Raw genomic sequence first — 18,696 nt, forward strand, 5'->3', positions numbered from 1 at the left:
TCCATGACTTTCTGCAGATCAACGACTGATGCGTATTGGGAACAATATCACATTATCAACTTCGTCGTTGTTCCTTCGTGTTCAACAAACGTCATTGGCACCAGTGTGCCGGACATGGTTTCGTTTGTACCCTTCCTCATCAGTGATCGTATCCACGTAAACAATTTTCTCTAATACAACAATTTTATGATAAACGCCTTCACCCCCCCTGGATTCCATCCTATAAAATTCTCCCTGGTTTTTTATCAGTACACCGCATGCAATAATGCCATACGCTGTCAGGGTTAAACTCAAACCTACAAATGGCAGTTTCCCATCCTTTCAGTCCACACCACCTTAGATAAAACCTAAACTTTAAACTTTTCAAAGTGTCTCCTTGAATTTCTCTGGTTTTTTCACGTAGCTTTCAATGATAAATCCGCAATCCGTACAAAGAATATACTCAACCTCTGAGCCAAAGCTAAGCTTGTTATTTTAAGTTGGACAAAGAACCAACAAAGGTTTTTCCGTTTTGAGTATTAGTTAGTTTATAGATCACACAAGTGGATTTGGTTTCTTTAGCTTTTGTTTTCATTTCTTTTCTATAGTCCACTTTTGACCCTTCTTTCGTATAGGTTCAATAAAGTCTCTAAGGGACAGATATATTACTGATACCGATTTTGCTGATTTTGTTGAGTTCGAGCTTGTTATGCTTCCGACTTGGAAAATTTCATTGTTGCTAGAGTGACAAATATGGCACCAATAACACCGACTACAATAATCTCTTCCGTAAAGGAAATGACATGACCGAATACTTCCAAGTCAAGTCCCATCGCCTGTCGAAGGGGTGCACTCATTGTTTCCGGTTGTAATACAATTTCTTTAAACATATCGACGGAATACGTTAATGGATTTATTTTTACAATGATGTCCATCCATAACGGCAGGCCATTTAGCGGAAACATGGCTCCTGATAAAAACAACATTGGGAATAAAAGAATTTGGATAACCATTTGAAAACCTTGCGATGTTTTTAAACTACTCGCAATCAATAAGCCAATGGCGGATATGGTGAAACCAACCAGGAACATGATTGGGATCAATTGGAGAATCATGGCAAGCGAAATGGAGACACCGATAAACGGAACAAAAATCAGCATCATTAATCCTTGAATAACCGCTACTGTTGTACCACCAAGAACCTTACCAATAGCAATCGATACCCGGGACATTGGTGACACAAGGATTTCACGCATGTATCCGAATTCTTTATCCTGAACAACGGATAAGGCAGAAAATATCGCCGTATTAAAGACGACCATACCGATAATACCCGGGAACATGAATTCAACAAAGTCAAAATTGGCAAGTGGTCCACTGTTTGAGCCACCACCAAGCATTGCTTGCATGGCGCCACTCATCCCGCTTCCAAATAATATTAGAAACATGAATGGCATAGCGAATGAACCTATTAAACGTCCTTTATCACGGAAAAACTTGATAACATCTCGTTGCCATACGGCAAATACTGCCTCCATCAGCTCCCCCTCCTTTTGATTGGTTTTTTATCTTTTTTGGAAGCTGTCTCTTCACGAATCTCACGTCCGGTTAGTTGCAAGAATACATCATTTAATGTAGGCCTGCGCAAGTTTACAGTGGTTATCTCAATCGAGAATTCTTTTACAAATTGAACTAAAAATGCATTGCCTTCATTCACTTGAAATGTAATTTTATCGTCAACTTCCTTGACTTCCACATTGTACCTTTGTTCTACTTCTGTTTTTGCTTTTTCGTTTTCGGTAGTTCTAAATTCAATGATATCCCCGCCTATTTGGGTCTTCAAATTCTCAGGGGTATCAAGTGCAATCACATCGCCATGATCCATCACGGCGATACGATCACAGATTTCCGCTTCGTCCATATAGTGTGTTGTCAAAAAGATCGTAATTCCGGCTTTTTTCTTTAAACGCAAAATATATTCCCATATATGATTCCTCGTTTGTGGATCGAGTCCAACAGTTGGTTCATCAAGAAAAAGAACCCTTGGATAATGAAGTAATCCCCGCGCTATTTCCAACCTGCGTTTCATCCCTCCAGAATAAGTTTCAACAACTTGTTTGCGCTTTTCTGATAAATCCACTATTTCCAATACTTCTTTGATTCGTTCCTCACGCTTTTCTTTAGGTACTTTATAAAACCTGCAGTGAAGCATCAGGTTTTCGTTTGCGGTCAGTTTTTCATCAAGTGTTGACTCCTGGAAAATTAGTCCGATGCTTTCCCGTACTTTATTTTTATCCGTAACAATATTATATCCATTGATTAATGCCTCACCACTTGTTGGCTTATTTATGGTTGATAGCATGTTAATTGTCGTGCTTTTCCCTGCCCCATTTGGGCCGAGAAATCCAAAAATTTCACCATCGTCTACAGTAAAGTTTACCCCTTTGACGGCTTCAAAATCTTTGTAACTTTTTTTAAGGTCATTAACTTCAACAATCTTAGTAATGTCATTCACCCCCTCGCCAACATCATTTCTTTGTAATAGTTCTTTCATCAGGATTAAACCACTTGTGACTCGTTCCATATAAGAGATATTGGCGCTATTCTTATTAGGGAAAAGCGCCCTTTAACAGAAGACTTGATTTCAAGGTAATCTTAACGACATTAATATCAAACTTCAGTTACTGCTCCCTTATATGTCCTAGTGACAGGGTTCTTACCATAGACCGCAAAGCACCATGATTTCAATGATTTCCCTAATTTGAATATTCTTCTTTTATGATTTAAATACAATGCAATTATAGTATTTCTATATACCCTTCTGTTCCATTCATCCTGATCCTTTGTCCGTCCCTGAGCATCTTAGTAGCATTTTCCACTCCGACAACTGCTGGCAGGCCGTATTCACGCGCGATCACCGCTCCATGGGTCATAAGACCGCCAACTTCGGTGATTAGTCCTTTGATGGATACAAACAATGGTGTCCAGCTGGGATCCGTAAAGGAGGTGACTAATATATCCCCATCTTCCAGGTCAGCATCCTCCATGTTCAGGATGACACGAGCCCTTCCTTCTATAACTCCGGAAGAGACAGCCAGGCCTGCAATAGCATTCTCTGGTAGATCTTCCCGTTTGTACTCACCGGCAATTATTTCACCGTCTGACGTTATAACACGCGGAGGATTCAGTTTTTCATATAATCTGTAACCATTTTTTCGTTTGCTGATTATCTCATAATCCAATTTATTAGTTGTTACAGCTTCGTGAAATTCTTCAAACGTGAGATAGTATATATCTTCTTTTTTCTGAATAACGTTAGCTTTCACAAGTAGTTCGGCTTCTTTCAGCAAAGCCTGCTTATAAACGAAGTAGTGTTTCATCCAAGTGTATTTGGGATATTCCCGGTAACAGCTGAAATTCCGGATGAGATCGATCCTTCGTTTTGTTTCTATGGCTTTTTGTTCACCATCCGGTAATGGCTTCAATCGATTTATTAACTCTTGTTCTTTGTCCATAGCTTCCTGTCGCCCATGTTTGAATTGCAAGCTGCCGGCATGGGGCTCGAAGTTTCTAATGTTGCCCAGGATCATGGGAACAAGCATACTCGGTTTTTCGCTCCATCGCGTTCTTGTTATATCGATTTCTCCGGTGCATCGCATTCCGTATTTTTGGAGAAAAGCATAGATCGCGTCTCGGGCTTCCTGCCCGCCGTCAAACTTATGGATTTCATCCAAAAAGTTATCCGCTTTTACATATTGCAAATAATCAATGACCTCCGGATAGGGACGAATCACATCTGCGACATCCATTAGCTCCAGACCCATTTCCGACGTAACGTTGTTCGGCACAGATTGAGAAAGCGTATCCGCCGCATTTTTTTCGCCTAACCACTCGTTCATGTTTTCATTGATCCATCTTGAAGCATTTATAACGGCCATAATGACACTCAAACCTTGCGGGTCACTCAAGAACTTCATTAATTGCTGGATATCTTCCCGAATAAAATCGAATAACGCCGATCCCGACTTCGTTTGAATGTTTTGTTTCAACTGTTCGATCAACACTTGACTGCGCTTGATCAAATTCGAGACGATTGTCGGATCGTTATCGAATTGTGCCAGCGGATCTAGATTGCTACTACTAGGACTCGCTGCTTTTGTATCCTCTTGTACCGATTTTATAAAACCTTCTCGCTCTACTATGGTTATGAGTGCGTCTTTGATAAGTGGATCGTGTTGTCCCATGCCATTTAAAAACATTTCTCTGCTATTAGGCGAAGCCAATTGATGTGTGACATCAACAAACAACCTTCCGCCAGCTTTATGCATCGGCGCTGGAGTCATTAATAGGTAAAAAGATAATCCCAATGGTTTCATGGGGTCGGTCATCATTTGTTGATGACCAACAGATATATAAACGTGATTTTCTTGATCATTCACCTCAGGAATGGGGTATAAAGTTGTGATTGGACGACTCTGGACAATATAAAATGTATCATCAACCAAACACCATTCGATGTCTTGGGGGCAACCAAAGTGAGCTTCGATCTGTCTTCCGATGCGTGCCAGTTGTAAAATTTGTTGGTCAGTAAGGGCTTGCATCTTTTGTTGATCTGGAGCAATTTGAAGTGTCTCTGTTCCACCTTCTTTTCGTCCATAGATAGCCAACTTTTTGGTAGAAATCGTCTTCTCCACAATACTGCCTTCCCGCACTTTATAATTGTCCGCAGACACTAAACCAGAGACGAGTGCTTCACCCAGTCCAAAGCTGGCATCGATTGACAGCAGCTTTCGATTGGAGGTAATGGGGTCAGCAGTAAATAATACCCCTGAAGCCTGTGGGAATACCATCTGTTGGACGATAACGGATAAATACACTTGGCTGTGGTCAAATCCGTTTTGCATACGGTAAATCACGGCACGATTCGTAAAAAGGGAAGCCCAACATTTGCGAATATGCTGCAGAATGGCTTCTTTTCCAATGATATTTAAATAGGTATCTTGCTGACCAGCAAAAGAGGCATGCGGTAAATCTTCAGCAGTGGCACTGGAACGCACTGCATAAGCCTGGTTCTCGCTAAATTGAGAGAGAGCATGAGCAACTGCGCATGCAATATCGGAAGGAATTTCTACTTCCGTAATGGTTTGTCGGATCCTTCTGCCGATTTCACTAATTTGATCACGATCCTCTGCATTTAGTATTGTTAATTGATCCAATAATGCATGGAATGTTTCGTTATGTTCAAGAGCTTTTTGAAAGGCTGCTGTCGTTACACAAAATCCTTCTGGCACTCGTATGCCATGAATCTTTGATAGTTCCCCTAAATTAAATCCTTTTCCACCAATCATCATTTGTCCCGTATTATCAATCCCGTGAAAATCCAAAACAGATTTTTTCATTTCTTTCCCTCCCAATTATTGTTCCTCACTGAAACATTTAACAAAAAGAGGCATTAGCCATCGAAGCGACAACTTCGCATAAATAATACTAATAGTTAATAAAATTAAAAAAAGACTAAAAATTCTTGATTAAACATGGTATAATTAAATTAGAGAAAGGGGTCAGTTACTGATTATTTATCGTAAACCGTCCGTTTTTGTAACAAATCCCACAGAACTATCCTACCTATAAAATTGATAAAACAATTTCGTGAGTGAAAGACGGGCGCAAACATTTATTCTAGGATTTACGCCCATTTCATAAATAAACCAAAACCATCCTATATTGAGTTGATTTCTCCAAGGGTATCGCTAGTCACAATTTATACTAAGGGTTAGAAGAAATTTATCTTACAAATTTATTTAATCCCACGAGCTATAGAGCCTGTCAAATCCTCTACATCAGTAAAACCTCTGGCTCGGTTGATTATTACACGTATGTGTACTGAGACCATAGTAAAAGGTGTCCTGAATACATTTACCAGTTTGCTCATTCTTGAACGATATTGTCCCATCAGAGTGTCTAATGACCCACCAACTCTGGTATTCACTTTTGTTTCTTGGGTATGTTCGGAGCCCGTGAGCACTGTGGTCTAAAGCATAACCCCCAATCGATAACTCTACTGTACCGTCATTCCAATGATGAACATTCCAGTAATCTGGGATAGCGCTAGCATAGGCTGGTAAAATCCCATAATCCCCAGATATATAACGTCCAGTTTTTAAATTATTGAAAGTCTGAAAACTATCAGCAGATACGGGAAAAGCGGTAGACCACATAACTATTACCGTCGCAAATACTGCTACAACACCGCGAATGAATGTTTTCCAATTGATTCTCATTATCTATCATCTCCTTTGCTTAATTTTGGGCATTGCCAATAACCCCTCATATGTGATGTGCTTATTACTTTTTATGAAAGAAAGCTCTGTAATTCAGAAAAGTTAAGTGTGCTCAATATGATGGAAATAACCATCAATACGAACGCAGGTGCTGTTTTACTAAAAGAATCCTTTACTCTGATGTGCGTAATCATGCCAACCAGCATGGTGACTGCAAACCATAATCCTGCTATGACCACAACCCCCGGTAACCAAAAGCCAATAATCAATCCTGCGGCACCAACTATCTCTACCCAGCCCGTTACTAACCGGAGCCACTGGGGAAGCTTAAGATCCTTAAATATATCAACCTGCAGCTCATGACCCATTATTTTCTGTATCCCGAGACTTAAAAATAATACAGCCAGAATACCTTGTAACACAAATGAGGTAATCAAAATAATCCCTCCATACAATTTAAGTAATAATTTTCAACAGATTATATCTCTCCAATTTTTTCCGCTGTTATAATGGAAAGTAAAACACTGAGAATTCCCAGTACACACAGCACTGCAAGAACTAGATCAAGATTAAGGTTAACCATTGGTGCGAGATTGGATTGCATCAGAACAATCGCGCAAATCACGTTTGGGACTGTCGCTCTTTTCCAAATCCCTAAATAAAAAAGCGGGATAAAACTAATCAAGGTGATCATCAATGAACGAAAAATCATCTGACTAAAAAACGTGATTAAGTCTGAACGAGTCGGCTCACCATTTATAATCGGTTGCACCTGATCAATTACATACGTGACAGTACCTGTTAATAAATAAGAAGTCATTGTAAGAAGAAATACAAACATCGTGATAAACAATATTTTCACCGCAAACAGTTTTTGCCGGCTTATCGGATAGCTAAAGGATAGAGAAATGGTTTTATTTTTATATTCATCAATAAAAACCTGGCTAATCAAGGAGGCTCCAAATAAGATAAACCCCACTTGACACGCCAAAATCAGATCAATGACTGTAGCATAGCTCCGGCCAAAATCAGCACTGACGAATTCTATAAAAAACACAGGCAAAAACAATGGTATGAGAGAATAGATAATCACTTCAACTATCACCGATTTTTGTTTTAGCTTTTGCCATTCTAATCGCATTAATTTAATCATCCGCATCACTTCCATTAATTTGCTGATAAAAATAGTCCTCTAATGAGTTGGAATGTTTCCGTATTTCTTCAATTGCAATATCATGAAAAATAAGCACTCTCGAAATATCGCTTTGGGTATACGCCGTATCATAAACCCGAATTGTATGATCTTGGATGATTTTCATATTCGAAATATGGAGGTCTTTTTCGAGTAAATAAACGGCTTGCTTCACATCCGACACTACAAGCTCGATATAATCAGAACGCTCTTTTCGAATATCTTCCAGAGTAATCTCATTTAATAATTTTCCATGATGAATCACACCAACTCTGTCAACAACCTGTTCCAATTCTCCTAATATGTGGCTTGAAAGAACAAAGGTCATCCCATATTCCTTATTGAGCATCCGAATTAAATGACGCATGTCTTTAATCCCGATCGGGTCCAGCCCGTTTGTCGGTTCGTCTAAAATAATTAGTTCTGGTTTTGTTATGATCGCTCTCGCAATTCCGAGTCGTTGCTTCATGCCAAGCGAAAAATCCTTCACGATATGGTCTTCAATTCCTTTTAAATTCACCAATTTTAACGCTTGTTCCATGTCGTGTTCGTCATAAAACCCTAGATACTCACAATGCAGTTTCAAGTTTTCGAACGCAGTTAAATGTTCAAAAAAGACCGGATATTCAATAATGTTTCCGACTCTTGCCAATACAGACTTCGATTTTTCTGTAAGCTTCTCATTAAATAATAAAACTTCTCCTTTTGATGGCCGTGTAACACCCGTAAGCATTTTTAAAATCGTAGTCTTACCAGCACCATTTTGGCCGAGAAATCCGTAAACTTCTCCTTTCTTAATATGAATGTTAATATCGGACACAAGTTCCTTCCCTTTGGCTTTTTTCGTCAGGTTATTCGTTTGAATGATGTAATCCATAATTGAATCCCCTCTCAGCTATCTAACATTATTATAATGATTAAAAATAACTTTTTTCTTTCTTATTCCTTACAAATTTCTTAAGTTTACGTCGATTATTAGAAAACTTGGTTGTCACCAAGCCTTTAAGTGACAGCCATAGTTGCACTTATGCAGTAAGAAAGGATTTTATACTTTCTTACTGCCAAAAAAGAGGTTGTTCTTGATGAACACCCCTTTGGAAATTTCTAATACGTTATTCGTTTAAAAACACAGGTAAATACTGTTTTTTCATACGGCTTGCTGCTTAATTGAATCTTACCTTTCATCGCTTCCGTTAAGCGTTTGGTAATGCTTAGGCCAAGACCACTTCCTTGAAATTCAGGATTTCTCGCATCATCCAGCGTATATAGCCTTTCGAATACGCGATCAATATGTACTTCAGCAATTCCTTTACCACGATCCCAAATATCAATGGCGATATTTTCGCCTTCTACTCGAATGGTTAACCCAAATATGCCACCATCTCTTCCATAACGAATCGCATTTGAAATGAGGTTGCTCAGAATCTGATTCAGCGCATTCTTATTACCAAGAATAAAGTAATCCTGTTCTGGAATATCAACCTCTACTTGAAGACCTTTTGATTGCATTAAATGATAAAACTCCAATACGTTCTTCCGGCAAATTTCGTTGATTGATAACCGACCCATTGGAAAATCAACATCACCCGACTCCAGTTTGACAAGGTCAAAAAATTGGTTCATTAAACCGATGACACTGATTGTTTTTTCATGAAGGCGAGCAACGACCTCACTTTGCTCTTCTTTCGACATCTTGTCATCCTGTTTTAACTTTTCAACATATCCCAGAATAACAGTTAGAGGCGTTTTTAAATCGTGCGACATATTGGAAAGCATTTTTCTCATATTTTCTTTTGTTCTAACGGAATCGGCAAACACCTTTTGGTTATAGTTTAAAAGACGATTCACTTGAATGAGCAGCTGCTGAGCAGCATGTTGATTCGTTTGCATGAACACTTTTTCAGCTGTTTCTTGCTCAATGATACGAGATAATTTATCACGAATCTCATAGAGTTCACGATTTGTTTTTTGCCTTGAAAAAAATTGCAATCCGATAACAAGCAACAAAGTAAATATCATAGCAATAAATAAAAAATTCATACTTACTCCCCTAATTTATAGCCAATTCCCCAAATTGTTCGTATATACAGCGGGTTAGATGGGTCCCCTTCAATCTTTTCCCGAAGCCTTCTAATATGGACATTTAGGACATTTTCATTGCCATAATAATCATCTTCCCATATCAACTGATACATTTGTTCTTTCGTGAAAACCCTGCTTTGATTCTGCATAAACAGCTTTAAAATATGAAATTCCTTCGATGTGAGCTGTATACTTTTCCCGTTTACTTGTGCAGAAAAAGTATCTAAATCAAGAGTCAATGCTTTAAATTGAATTATATTTGAGTAGGAATCCGCTACTTCAGGAAGATACTGTGTAGCTCTTCGAATAGCAGCATGAACCCTGGCTGTTAATTCCATAACAGAAAATGGTTTGCTAATATAATCATCTGCACCGAAACCGAGACCTAACGTTTTATCAACGTCACTTTCTTTTGCTGAGATAATTAGTACCGGAACAAAGCTTGTCTCTCTAATTCTCTTCAAAAAATCCATGCCATTGAGCTTTGGAAGCATTAAATCAAGCAATACCAGATCAACTGGTTTATTTTCAAAGAACTGAAGTGCCTTCTCTCCGTCAAAAGCAGTGAACACTGTGAAATTTTCCTGTTCTAAATGACTTGTAACGAGTTCACTTATTTCCTTGTCATCTTCTACAATCAATATCTTTTTTTGCATAATAAAACGTCCATTCCTCTGTGATCAAGTCCAAGTACTTCGTTGTAGAAGTGATTTGCTTTGGTAATATCAGATGTATTCACCTTGGTAACAATTCGTTTAACCTTCATTCTTACCACCTCCAATTGCTATTAGTTTCTACAACCCGTACTAATAATCCTTGTTAAATATCGAATTTTATTTAAACGTCTAATTCAATTAAGTGTGGCTCATATACAAAAAAGACAATCGCAACAACCCGCGATCGCCTTACTTCGATTTCCTTTTCCTCTTTTCAATTTCCTTTTTGATCATCGGTAAACCTTTCTCTTTAATCGCCTTTCTAACTTTAGGGTTGTTCAGCAGTTTTGCAACCTTCGCCAATTTTGACATGGTTCGTTTCTACCTCCATATTTATCATTACAAGAGAAACATATATTTCATTCAGTCTTTATTGTAATCCATTACCTGACCAATATAAAAATATTCCCCTTACTGCTCAGGATTGAAGATGTGTATCAAAAATGTAAAAAAACCAGGTTCTGGATGAAGCCTGGTTTTTTTGAGACTTTATAGATTTATTGTGACATCCGCCTTTTCACGTAGCTGACCAACAATCTTTTGTTGTGCTTTAATTTCTTTTTGTCTTTTAACCTGTTTTTTTAAATCTGATTTCATATCGTTATAAGAAGGGATGTCTCCCCCTTTATCTCCTTTTTTCTTGTTCATTTGTTTTTGCTGGGATTTATACTGATCATAGAGTTTCTTCAGCTCTTTCTCTGTAGGTTTGATATCACCCGACTCATCAGCAATCAGCTTGTCCACTTTTATAATCTGTTCAACCTGGGACATGACTTCTTTCTTCTTCATGCCTTGTTTTTTCAAAGCAGATAAAAACTTATCTTTTGACTTAAGCTGATTTTGTTTAGCCAATTCCTTCAATTTTTTATCAATCTCTTTTTGTGAAACTTGATAATCACGATTATTCGCTTCCTGTTTGAGCAGTTCGGAGCCCACCATGCTTTCTGCCGTCTTTTTTTTCAATTTATCCTGATCCAGTTTCTGTCCACTCATCTTGGCTTGCATGGCCATCCGCTGAAACTGACCTTTGTAAATGTCTTCAAATTCTTTTTTAGTTATTTTTTCTCCATTTACCTTTGCAACAACGTCAGGAACATCTTTCAAATCGGGTTTAGGCTGTTTTTGCTGTTGGGATGCTTGTTCACCTTGACCTTCTCCAGAGCCCTTTTCACCATTGTTGTCTTTAGATTCACCGCCGCAAGCTGCCATTACCAAAGCCAGAGCCAGCGCCATTACTATCACTGTTAACTTCTTCATAAAATACTTTCCCTCACTTCCGATCATTGTTAATTCATTCAAACATATTTTATGTGGATAGAGCAAGTTTTATTATACGAAGATATTTTATGTACATCCCATGATGACAGCATTTATAGGCATGATTAACATTTCATTTACACATTCAGATCTGATTTACTAACATTTGCCACATTTCCGGTAATTTTAGAAAAGGGATTGAAGAACTCTTTTATAAATGATCATCAATCAAAATGGGTTTCCAAACATTTTAAAACTAGTAAAAACTATTATCGCTATTCCAAGTACTATTACTATTAAGGTCAAAGGCTTTTAATTCACTCAACAAACTGGACCTGCAATGGCAATTGTGCGTGCTATCTAAACATGCTCATAGCAAGCTGTTTTCATAGTTTTTATTTTATCTTTCTTTGCGGAAAAAGAGATAAAAACTGATTTCAAATATAAGAAATGCTACAACAAAGCTGCCGAGCAAGAAAAATGGACTGCTAAAACAGTCCAGCAATGTTCAATTCTTGCACCCTTTGAACTGTTAATATATTCTTGTCCCGTTTTATATGTTGGTTAAGTTACAAATTTCAATCTCCATAATCCACAGTATTTCGAAAACTAATTATCGGTTTGACAATGTCTCCTTGAATCGGTTCCTTTCCACTTTTAAATTGTATACGAACTGAATTTCCCTCTGAAAAATCAGGAGAATCCATTACTTGGAAGTGAATATGAGGTTCACTGGAGTTTCCTGAATTACCACATATCCCCAGCACTTCTCCTCTTTCAACATAGTCTCCTACATTAACTGAAATGGAATGTTCCTTGAGATGTGCAAGCAGACTATACTCTCCATTTTCGTGTTCTATAATCACATGATTTCCCAGAGGTTGCTTGGCATTCATTTCTCCCGGAATGTTATCTTTAACATCTTCAACTACCTGTATTACTTTACCATCGGCTGGAGCGGCAACTTCTTCCCCGAAAGCATAGTAATGTTTATTTTTTTTAGGATTTCCATGATGAGTCCTGCCGTTTTTCATCATCACTAAATCATAAGCATATCTTTGATTGCCTGATAAATAGTGATAATTAATCAATTGATTTGTCCCTCCCCAGAAGACCATCCAATTTACTTTGACAGGCATCGTATACTCATTGTTTGTATAAATTCGATCCGTCTTAGGAAAAGACATTAAAGGGACTAACTGAAGAGCTTGAATGATACCATGTTTATCAAAAACAACTTGAATCCCCTTTGTTTTCTTTGCAGTGACCCAAACATACCGTCTCACATGTTTATCAATAGATAATCTAGTTTGCAGTTCATAACTTTTTACTTCCTGATTGAAAGAGTCGGCCAGTTTTTCAAATTTGGAAAATGAAACACTCCGCCTAAACTCTTCACTCGTTTGCTGATAAATCTTAGAGAAATGCTCTTGCAAAAAATAGGCACCGAATTCCTCCGGTAAGATTCTGTATTTTTTCTTGATGAATTTTTCCTGGCCAGTTATAATTTCTCCACTTTGTCCCCAATTCACAGGCTGTCCGGATACTACCGAAAAGGGAAGCAAACTGACAGCAACCAATACAAGCAAGCTTCTTTTTAGCTTCAAGAAAAACATCACCCTTCTTTAACTCTTTTACGGTATATACGATTTAAATTTGAAAAAAGTTCCATTTAGTTTCGATTCTTCTAGCATAAAGCCTGCTAACACTACAATAACTACTGATAAAATAACTTTTGGTATCTTCAAAATAACCTACCTCCCACAATTTTCCCTACTCAGAAGAACACACTTATTAGGTTAGCGCGCCCGTTTGTGTTAAGCCCATATCCAATAGTTATTAAAAAATTTCTTTACTTTCCACTTAAAGTTTTGGTATGATTATCTAACATTAAAAAGCCACAATCAAATAAATGCCATGAAGAGAAGAGTACAATCGGCAATTCTTCAAAGAGAGCTCCGGTGGGTGAAAAGGAGTAAGAATTAATGGTTGGAAGCAAGCCTCAGAGCAGCACATTGGATCCATGTAGGTGATAGTGTGACAGGAGCTCCTGTTATAGAGCTAGGGTATATGTATGGACTTCATACCGTACCTAATGAGGGTAATATGGTGACATATTACCAAACTGGGGTGGCACCACGGCGCGCAACAACTCGTCCTCAAGACAAAGGTCTTGGGGGTGAGTTTTTTATTGTCCAAGTTTAGATTCACAAAGGAGTGGAAATAAAAATGCGTATAAAAAAGTTTATAAGGTCGTGGAAATACCCTTTCATTTTATTGTCCAGCATTGGTATTTCGAGTATAGGGGAATGGGTGTATTTTATAGCATTAAATTTAATCGTTCTTGATATGATGGGCGTAATTGCTGTCTCGGGTCTATATATACTTCGAGCTTCATCTACGTTGTTTACTAATTTTGGTCAGGTAGTCTAATTGACCGATTAAATAAAAAGCATCTTATGGTGTTGCTTGCTATATTCCAAGCAGTGTTTATTGCCTTACTGCCTTCATTATCGTCACTTTGGGCAATATACGGTATTGTGTTTCTCATAAGTATAGCTGGTTCTATGTATGAGCCTACGTCAATGACTTATATCACGAAGTTAATTCCTCGCCATCAAAGAAAACGATTTAATTCATTCCGAAGTTTAATTGATTCTGGAGCATTTGTTATTGGGCCTGCTATTGCAGGAATGATGTTTATGATTGGCACCCCCAATTTCGCGATATACATTAATGCAATAGCTCTATTTGTATCAGCAATAATCACATTATTCATGCCCAATATTGAAAAAGATGATTTTATTGAGACGAAAGCTGAAAAAATAAGCTTGAAGGTATTGAAAGTTGATTGGCAAGTAGTTGTTGATTTTAGTCGTAAACACGTATACATTATGGTTATTTACTTACTATTCAGTGCGGTGATGGTTTTGGCAACTGCCATAGATTCACTGGAGGCAGCATTTTCTACAGAAGTGCTTTCTTTATCAGAAAGAGATTATGGATTCCTAGTGAGTATTGCGGGTGTTGGAATAATTGTCGGTTCCTTCGTAAACATAATAATTGTTAAAAAGGTAGCTACCTCCTGGCTGATTGGTCTTGGATCCTTAATGATTTCAATCGGTTATATGATCTATGCTTTTTCAGGTAATTTTTTTACCGCAGCGATTGGTTTTTTTATCTTATCATTTTCAATGGCTTTTATGAACACAGGATTTTACACCTTTTATCAAAATAATGTTCCTGTCAACGTAATGGGACGGGTCGGTAGTGTTTATGGTTTCATCGAAGCTTTTTTCATTATTATTGGGACTATAATTTTTGGAATTATGGCTGAACTGATATCTATTCGCTTTGTCGTTGTATTAGGAAGCCTAATTATGTTTGCAGTAACGATTATATTATTTATCTTTAATACACAACCCTCGAAAGCAGATTATTATTCTGAAATTCATCAGTTACAAACTTCTGACACTGATTAAGTATGGTCAACAATAATAATCCCAATTCTCCAGTGTTAAATGGAAAATTGGGATTTATAAATCGGTCCATATATGTGATATCCCTTTATGGAATAAAACAGATAATAACACTGTTAAAATAAACTTTTGCCATATGAAGTACTTGTTCAAGATCATGCTTATGTAAAACACCAAAATGACGTTTTAATTCAGACCCATGCACAGAAATAATTTTCGAAGTACGTGCCACAGATGGTTTTAACAATCCAGCTTCGTTCCAATACAGGACTCATCATCGTTACGTTCGTACAAACGTCTATTTTAACTAGCAAAAGTATTTTTAGTTAGACATTTTTTAGTACTAATTTTGTGACTGCTTCCACATGCACCGTTTGCGGAAACATATCCACTGGCTGAATACCTTCAACCGCATAGCCGTTCTTCACCAAGTACTTCAAATCCCGTGCCTGGGTCACCGAATTACAGGACACATACACCACCCGCTTTGGCTGCAATTTCACCACGCTGGACAAGAACGCTTCGTCACTCCCGCTTCGTGGCGGATCCATAATCACCACATCTGTTTTCTCACCACGTGCTGCCATCTTTACCATGAACTCCCCGGCGTCTCCCTGATAAAATCGGGCATTTTTCACGCCATTGCGCTTTGAATTATGGATAGCATCTCTAACCGCATCCTTATTCAACTCCACGCCAATGACCTTTCCGGCCTTCTGGCTGGCAATTAGACCAATCGTACCAATCCCGCAGTAGGCATCCACCACGGTTTCCTTTCCAGTCAGCTCTGCCATTTCAATGGCCTTTGCATACAATTTTTCTGTCTGGACCGAATTAATCTGATAGAAGGATTTCGCCGAGATGTCGAACTTGAGCCCGCAAAGAGTATCTGTTATGGTCCCCTTGCCGAACAGTACTTTTTCCTGGTTGCCTAGAACCATGCTGTCATTCCTCTTATTCACGTTCATCAGGAGGGTCGTAATTTCTGGATGGGCATTTCTTAGTGCTTTTACAAAATTATTCTTCCCTTTGAACATAGGTGATGCTACTACCAGGACCACCATGATTTCACCACTGGCTTTTCCGACCCTCACCAATACGTGTCGCAAAAAGCCCTGCCCAGTGTCTTCGTTGTAAGGCTGCATTTTAAAGGATTTCATCATCCCTTTGATGGTTTGAATAATCTCATCCGCTTTTTGGTCATGGATGATGGACCTTTCCATTGGTATGATCTTATGAGTATTTTCAGCGTATAGCCCACTTATAATCTGCCTTTTTTTATTCAAACCGAATGTCATAACATTTTTGTTACGGTAGTAAAACGGAAACTCCATGGTTATGATTGGCTCTGGTTTTCCGAAAGGCTTCATTAGTTCATCTATAATTTTCTGTTTGAAACGCTTTTGGGCATGCTCATTCATGTGCTGAATGTGGCACCCCACGCCCTCGTGATAAGATGAGCGCGGTAAATTGACACGGGATTCTGAAGGTTTAATCACCCGCTTCAGCTCTATATCGAAAAAGCGTCCTTTCTTAGAAATATCCACTTCAGCCGTTTCACCAGGCAACAAATTAGCTACTTCAAGCTGCTTCCCTTCCCACAGGGCAATGCCTTTACCTCCATCGGTAAGGCCTGAGCAAGTCACCTTTGCGGTTACGGTTTTCTGGCTATGCTGGCGCGTATCGTTTGCCTTAAGCTTGCCTTTGGATTTGCCGTACGTTCGATTCGCCCCCGCCGGGTGCTGTCTACCGTACTTTTTCTCAGGTCGATGGCGTTTTTTTCCTGATTTTCTATATTCGCTGTTCTTCCTTTTAGTCATTGGCACTTTCACATCTCTTCTTCTTCTTTGACACTCCATTATATATTACCCAAAGCCGTCAGTAAACCAACTGTTGTAAACTCTACACATTGGGTTGGCAGTCCTTCTCGAATTGTACGCGACGGTCACCGTACTTTTGACTAGGGCCGTGCCTGTGCCTGTCACCCCCGAATTATCTTGTTCCACTATTAGATAGAGCAAATATCCTTTTATTTTTATCAATCAAAATTAAAAACAAAAAAGAAGCCCCTCAAATCTGACGGGCCGCAAACCATTCATCTCTTGTAACAATTTCGGGAAGATTTGTACTAATCTCTTTGCTCATAATATTACTCCTTTCTGATTGCTTTTCTTCTCGTTTGTTTTAATTCACTAGTCACATTATTCTAGCCCCCTAGCCAAACCTTCACGATCGATAGCTTTTGGTGGTTGTTCCATCCACTCATTGTCAATCATAATATTAGCACCGTCTTCTACATACAGTCCAATATCCATTAACAATTTAGCATACATTCCACCAATATCACGCCTTCCATTAAGTGATGCACCATTTGCATAAGTTCTAACTTTCATGGAAAACATATCTATTTTATGCCATAACATTAATTTATCCGAAAAAGGTGGAGCAGTTGAAGTGCTCACCATGTCATCCAATAACAAAGGAGACGGCAAATTATCTTTATTTATTTTTTTTGAACAGATTTCGATATGTTTACCGGTAATTTCTTTTCCTCGTAGCATAAAGTTTTTAACCTTTTCAGTTTTAGCGACTTGACTAAAGCCAATTAACAATCCCTTACTTGTTACATTGTTTTCGATGTCATCGTAAAGATGTGCAATCTCAAGAGCGTGAAGTGATCTAACATCTCCAACAAAGCCATGTAAATAACTTTGTTTTTTAACAACATCGACCTTATTGGGAGTAGGAATTTTAGGAGGCTTTACTACGAGACCTTTTTCCTCTAATACATCATTAATTTCTGTTATAAGTTTTACCGTGGAATCAAGCGTATTAATAAAAAAGTTTCTTACATCTTTTCTCATCATTAAAGGTATAGCAATTGAATAGATGCTCATTCCAGCTTTAATCGTGTATTTCAAGTAGTGAAGATAAAATTCGTCAGAAAACAATCTTGGTGCATCTAAATTGACATCCTTGTCTGTAAAACCAACCGGTATCGGAAAATTTTCTTTAATAAATATTTCTTTTATATTCCCAACAATACTGTCATTTAAATTAAAAGCATGTTCTACAACCGTTTTGATATCTTGATCATCAATATGTTTAAGATAATAACTAAGAACACACTTAGCCATAGTATTACCTGTATAAGTTGCCCAAAGCTTACCCATTTCGGCTGATGTTAATTTTTCATTTATACCATTGGTGTTTTCACCCATATAAACACTCCCAATTGATACTATAAACATAATGTTCCCCATAACTCGAACATATATGAGTGATAGACTTATTATATACTCTTGTTTCAATAAACTTGCTCGATGAACCTTATTCAATTATTTGGTCCTTATATGCGATACTGGCGCTATTCTGTCTTAGAGAAAAGCACCCGCTAACAGAAAAGTTTGTTAAATCATATAATCTATTCTGAAGGTTTTTCAATTGCTGCTACAGATTCGATTTCCCCCAGTTGATTTTTGTGACCTAATACCGTAACTCCTGTTAAGGTACTTGGAACGTCATGGTCATCAAATTCATTCCTTGTTGATTCCCATGCAGTTACCAGATCTGAACGATCTTGTGATGCTTCAAGCACTCTAGTGTACACAACATCATTCCACCTATGCTTCGTACCCCAAGGCCTGTCAGCCTTAAAGATTTGTTGACAGGATGGTTTCAAGACATGGTTCCATCATCTCCCTTATAAA

General features: G+C 38.1%; 16 protein-coding genes, 1 pseudogene and 1 other annotated feature. Of the genes and pseudogenes, 1 reads left to right on the forward strand and 16 read right to left on the reverse strand.

Features of this window, described 5'->3' with window-relative positions; genetic code table 11:
• Positions 1-81 precede the first annotated feature (81 nt).
• From HUX68_RS04410 to HUX68_RS04465, 13 genes are all read right to left on the reverse strand, one after another.
• The gene (locus tag HUX68_RS04410) at positions 82-219 is read right to left on the reverse strand and encodes a hypothetical protein (RefSeq protein WP_174613698.1); all 138 of its coding nucleotides are present in this window, start codon (positions 217-219) and stop codon (positions 82-84) included.
• A gap of 467 nt (positions 220-686) precedes the next feature.
• On the reverse strand, positions 687-1,517 hold the full coding sequence (locus tag HUX68_RS04415; RefSeq protein ID WP_174613699.1) for an ABC transporter permease: 831 nt from the start codon (positions 1,515-1,517) through the stop codon (positions 687-689).
• Positions 1,517-2,485, reverse strand: coding sequence for an ATP-binding cassette domain-containing protein (locus HUX68_RS04420; protein ID WP_174616340.1), 969 nt, complete (start codon positions 2,483-2,485; stop codon positions 1,517-1,519). Before HUX68_RS04420 ends, HUX68_RS04415 begins: the two co-directional genes overlap by 1 nt.
• A 292-nt stretch (positions 2,486-2,777) precedes the next feature.
• Entirely contained in the window at positions 2,778-5,378 is a 2,601-nt protein-coding gene (gene ppsA / locus HUX68_RS04425) for a phosphoenolpyruvate synthase (RefSeq protein ID WP_174613700.1), read from the reverse strand.
• A gap of 953 nt (positions 5,379-6,331) precedes the next feature.
• Positions 6,332-6,697: a DoxX family protein gene (locus tag HUX68_RS04430; RefSeq protein ID WP_174613701.1), complete on the reverse strand. Its 366-nt coding sequence runs from the start codon at positions 6,695-6,697 to the stop codon at positions 6,332-6,334.
• A gap of 41 nt (positions 6,698-6,738) precedes the next feature.
• On the reverse strand, positions 6,739-7,413 hold the full coding sequence (locus tag HUX68_RS04435) for an ABC transporter permease (protein WP_174613702.1): 675 nt from the start codon (positions 7,411-7,413) through the stop codon (positions 6,739-6,741).
• Entirely contained in the window at positions 7,406-8,329 is a 924-nt protein-coding gene (locus HUX68_RS04440; protein ID WP_174613703.1) for an ATP-binding cassette domain-containing protein, read from the reverse strand. The genes HUX68_RS04435 and HUX68_RS04440 overlap by 8 nt, the downstream gene beginning before the upstream one ends.
• A 227-nt stretch (positions 8,330-8,556) precedes the next feature.
• On the reverse strand, positions 8,557-9,492 hold the full coding sequence (locus HUX68_RS04445) for a sensor histidine kinase (protein WP_174613704.1): 936 nt from the start codon (positions 9,490-9,492) through the stop codon (positions 8,557-8,559).
• 2 nt (positions 9,493-9,494) lie between these two features.
• Complete coding sequence (locus HUX68_RS04450; RefSeq protein WP_281355690.1) at positions 9,495-10,190, reverse strand: response regulator transcription factor; 696 nt, start codon at positions 10,188-10,190, stop codon at positions 9,495-9,497.
• Entirely contained in the window at positions 10,172-10,300 is a 129-nt protein-coding gene (locus tag HUX68_RS19405; protein WP_281355691.1) for a hypothetical protein, read from the reverse strand. The genes HUX68_RS04450 and HUX68_RS19405 overlap by 19 nt, the downstream gene beginning before the upstream one ends.
• A 139-nt stretch (positions 10,301-10,439) precedes the next feature.
• Positions 10,440-10,562: a hypothetical protein gene (locus tag HUX68_RS19410; protein WP_281355692.1), complete on the reverse strand. Its 123-nt coding sequence runs from the start codon at positions 10,560-10,562 to the stop codon at positions 10,440-10,442.
• A gap of 177 nt (positions 10,563-10,739) precedes the next feature.
• Positions 10,740-11,507: a SurA N-terminal domain-containing protein gene (locus HUX68_RS04460; RefSeq protein ID WP_174613705.1), complete on the reverse strand. Its 768-nt coding sequence runs from the start codon at positions 11,505-11,507 to the stop codon at positions 10,740-10,742.
• Between the two features lie 578 nt (positions 11,508-12,085).
• The gene (locus HUX68_RS04465; RefSeq protein WP_174613706.1) at positions 12,086-13,114 is read right to left on the reverse strand and encodes a M23 family metallopeptidase; all 1,029 of its coding nucleotides are present in this window, start codon (positions 13,112-13,114) and stop codon (positions 12,086-12,088) included.
• Positions 13,115-13,415: 301 nt separating this feature from the next.
• Positions 13,416-13,671: a binding site (T-box leader), on the forward strand.
• A 65-nt stretch (positions 13,672-13,736) separates the two neighbouring features.
• Between HUX68_RS04465 and HUX68_RS04470 the strand changes: the two are divergent.
• A pseudogene (locus HUX68_RS04470) lies at positions 13,737-14,989 on the forward strand (MFS transporter).
• 323 nt (positions 14,990-15,312) lie between these two features.
• Here the strand turns inward: HUX68_RS04470 and rlmD are convergent.
• The 3 genes from rlmD to HUX68_RS04485 form a co-directional block, all read right to left on the reverse strand.
• Entirely contained in the window at positions 15,313-16,818 is a 1,506-nt protein-coding gene (gene rlmD / locus HUX68_RS04475) for a 23S rRNA (uracil(1939)-C(5))-methyltransferase RlmD (RefSeq protein WP_246206606.1), read from the reverse strand.
• A 369-nt stretch (positions 16,819-17,187) separates the two neighbouring features.
• Positions 17,188-18,207 (reverse strand): DUF3231 family protein, encoded by a 1,020-nt coding sequence (locus tag HUX68_RS04480; RefSeq protein WP_174613707.1) that lies wholly within the window; start codon positions 18,205-18,207, stop codon positions 17,188-17,190.
• Positions 18,208-18,410: 203 nt separating this feature from the next.
• Entirely contained in the window at positions 18,411-18,596 is a 186-nt protein-coding gene (locus HUX68_RS04485) for a hypothetical protein (protein ID WP_174613708.1), read from the reverse strand.
• Positions 18,597-18,696 lie beyond the last annotated feature (100 nt).

This window comes from Virgibacillus ihumii (genome assembly GCF_902726655.1).
In the GTDB taxonomy this organism is placed as follows: Bacteria; Bacillota; Bacilli; order Bacillales; family Amphibacillaceae; genus Lentibacillus; species Lentibacillus ihumii.